This is a genomic window from Bacillus cereus group sp. Bc031 (assembly GCF_027716265.1).
Classification (GTDB): domain Bacteria; phylum Bacillota; class Bacilli; order Bacillales; family Bacillaceae_G; genus Bacillus_A; species Bacillus_A paranthracis.
Genome location: NZ_JAQFUL010000175.1, coordinates 1 through 3,038 on the forward strand (window position 1 = coordinate 1; position 3,038 = coordinate 3,038).

A 3,038-nucleotide genomic window follows, 5' to 3' on the forward strand; every position below is an offset into this window, starting at 1 on the left:
CTTTCTCATTAACATAAGAGAATAGTAACGTGCTTTTAAGTTTAAGAATAGTCTAAATCCTTAAGTTGATGGATGTGGGGGAGCACCACATCACCATCAAGCTAAGGGTGCCAAGAGGGTATATGTGAATGTGTTTTTTGAAGTTTCTACGACTACACTAAAGATGTTCATAGCAAATAAACCTATTAAATAGGTGTTTTTAAAAATATTATGCAACTTGGAAACTTTGTGACAACGTACAATCATACACAACGCCTAAGATATCAAAGACTGTTTTCTTTTCGTAACGGTGAGATTTTCGTCCGTTTTTTTCTAACAGGTAAAACAAACGCAATAAAACTTTTAATAATTCATGGATGCCCTTCTGTAGTCCCTCATAAAACAATAGATAATAGTTCTTTGTCATATAGATGGATTTGTATTCACTTAACTCTTTCTTTTTCTTGTCCAAGAGTAGCTGACGCATTTTGAACATCGTCGATGAACATAGTAAAATACTAATGAGTTGCCCATATAAATGGCATTCTAAGCGTTCTTTCTTGATTTCTTTGCACCTGTCAATTTGAAAAAAAGATTTCCATGTTTTGAACAAAATTTCAATTTGCCAGCGTAATGAATACAAGTCATGGATATGTTCCGTTGGAACATTTTCTGTAGAAAGATTCGTAATATACACGTTGATCCCACTCAACCGTTTACTTCGTTCTTTATAGGTAATACCTTTCTTCTTTTCTTTTTTGGCTTGTTCCTTCAACCTTTTCTCTGTTTGGTCTTTTGTTAATCGATGAATAATAACGCGAGCTGGTAATTTTTGATACTGTCCAATGTATGCCTCTGAAATCTCCATTGTTTGACCTGGGGACAATTGATTCATGAGTTCTTCCATATCTAACTGAATATAGAGTGACCCTTTCTTCAGGGTCCCATTTCGAAAATATTCTGGATTATCATTCTTACGATAGATTCGAGAATTTAATTTCAAACGTGAGATATAGTAAGCTCCTTTATCGTGGATATTCTGTAAGTCATGTAAGTCAAAATAGCCTAAATCTCTTATATACAAGTCTTTTGGTCGAATGGTTTGTAGGCTTGTTGAACCAAAGATTTTATCATTTTCTCTTCCTTCTCCTACATAAACGTGCAGGAACTTCCCACTCAATAAGTCATACTCTAATTGAATTTTGACTCCTGCCGTATGGCTACTTCCACCCGAACCTTGATAATGTGAAGAAAACTTATCTGGAAGCTGAAATGTTGTAGAATCTAGAATCCGAATGTGCTTAAAGGTCGTGGTGTATTGATGAATTATTTCTTGTGTTGAATGAATTCTTTGAGTTAGAAGGTTAGCTAGAACTTGTTCCAGAAACTGTACTGCGGAAGCATTAAATCGTTGATTAAGCCCTTCAGGGCTGATAAGAACACCTGTAGATACTTCAAGACAGCTACATAATTGTGTGAGTGATGTACTTGCAACCTGTTGGCTAAGCCATACACATAAAGCAACTAATTCCTTTGCTTGATATTTACTCTTTCGATGAACGAATCCTTTTTCTTTAGCTAAGTGTTCTAGAACATGGGGAGACATATGTCGTTGTAATTCTTCAGCAATCGGTTGAAGTTCGTCAAGAATCGAAAGATCCATAAAAAACGCCATCCTGGTCTGACCCCATTTGGTGTGGTCTGACCCCATTTGGTGAGACAAAGAAAAAACACCTAGACAACATGTTTCCTATAAGCTATAGGTGACATGTTAGCTAATTTCCTCTGAATCCGTTCATTATTATAGTAGTGGATGTATTCATCCACAGTTTGTATTATACTAGCATTATTCGATTGTTTTATATTTTGCGCATAGAATCCTTCGGATTTCAAATGAGAATGAAAGGATTCTATGAGGGCATTATCATGGCAGTTTCCTGTACGAGACATGCTTGTGATAATGCCTTTTTCTTTGGCATATGTTTGAAATTGCTTTGATGTATACACTTTTCCTTGATCCGAATGTAAAATCGTATCAATCACATTTTGCTTTCTTAAGGCCTCTTTTAGAGTATCTAATACAAGTGAAACATCCTGTGTCTCACCTATTTTATAACTTACAATTTCATTGTTAAACCCATCTATAATAGATGAAAAATAAAGAGTCTTATTGCCGAACATCAAATACGTGATATCAGTGAACCATTTTTCATTAGGCTTGGTGGCTTTAAACCTCCGTTGTATTCTATTTTTAGCTACTACTGGTTCATGACCAAGCACAAATATCTTTTTCTTTTTTCTAACCCGAGATAATACGTTGTATTTTCTCATGATACGTAATACTTTTTTATGATTCATTACGATGTTAAATTGAGCACGTAGACAAGCTGTAACCCGACGATATCCATACCGATATTTATGATGTTGACATATTTCTATTACGGTTTTTTCTTCATGATTAGTTACTGTTTTCTCCTGCTTTTTCCAACGATAATAAGTAGCACGTGAAATATTAAATATGGAACACAGTTCTGCAATTGTAAAAATTGATTGCCATTCCTTTATCATTTTCATTATTTCTTCTTTTCCTCCCACCTCCTTAAGATTTCTTGGCACTTTTCCAGCAATATAATCTTTGCCTTTAAATAACGTATTTCTAATTCTTTTTGTTCAAGTTCTGTTAACCTTTTTAAGCCTTTTCCATGTGCAGATTGTCTTCCAATAGACTGTTCAAACCGATAGGTTTCTCCTTCACGATACCATTTCATCCAAGTTTTAATTTGAGCCACATGTTTAATTCCTAAGGCATCCATAATTTCTTTGTTTTTGAATCCTTGGTGTTTCATTTCAACTACTTTCCACTTTATTTCGGCGGGATAATGCGTCTTTTTCCCCATAAGAAAAACACCTCCATTAAAATCATAACTGATACTTACGATTTAGAGAGGTGTTTTTTTTCGTCTCATTCTCTGGGTTCACTCCAAATATAAGGGATTTTTTTGGATTTCAGGAGCTTACACGTACAGATAATGATCGTTTGGGACAATGGTTAGAAGAAC

At 34.8% G+C, this 3,038-nt stretch carries 2 protein-coding genes; both read right to left on the minus strand.

Annotated features, from left to right (window positions below; translation table 11 throughout):
• Window positions 1-208: 208 nt before the first annotated feature.
• The gene (locus PDQ33_RS28590; protein ID WP_012644836.1) at window positions 209-1,642 is read right to left on the minus strand and encodes an IS4 family transposase; all 1,434 of its coding nucleotides are present in this window, start codon (window positions 1,640-1,642) and stop codon (window positions 209-211) included.
• Window positions 1,643-1,713: 71 nt separating this feature from the next.
• Window positions 1,714-2,876, minus strand: a protein-coding gene (locus tag PDQ33_RS28595) for an IS3 family transposase (RefSeq protein WP_085964334.1) whose coding sequence is annotated in 2 segments (ribosomal slippage) — window positions 1,714-2,609 and window positions 2,609-2,876 — 1,164 coding nt in all. Because the reading frame shifts where the segments join, the coding sequence is not laid out codon by codon here.
• Between the last annotated feature and the right edge of the window lie 162 nt (window positions 2,877-3,038).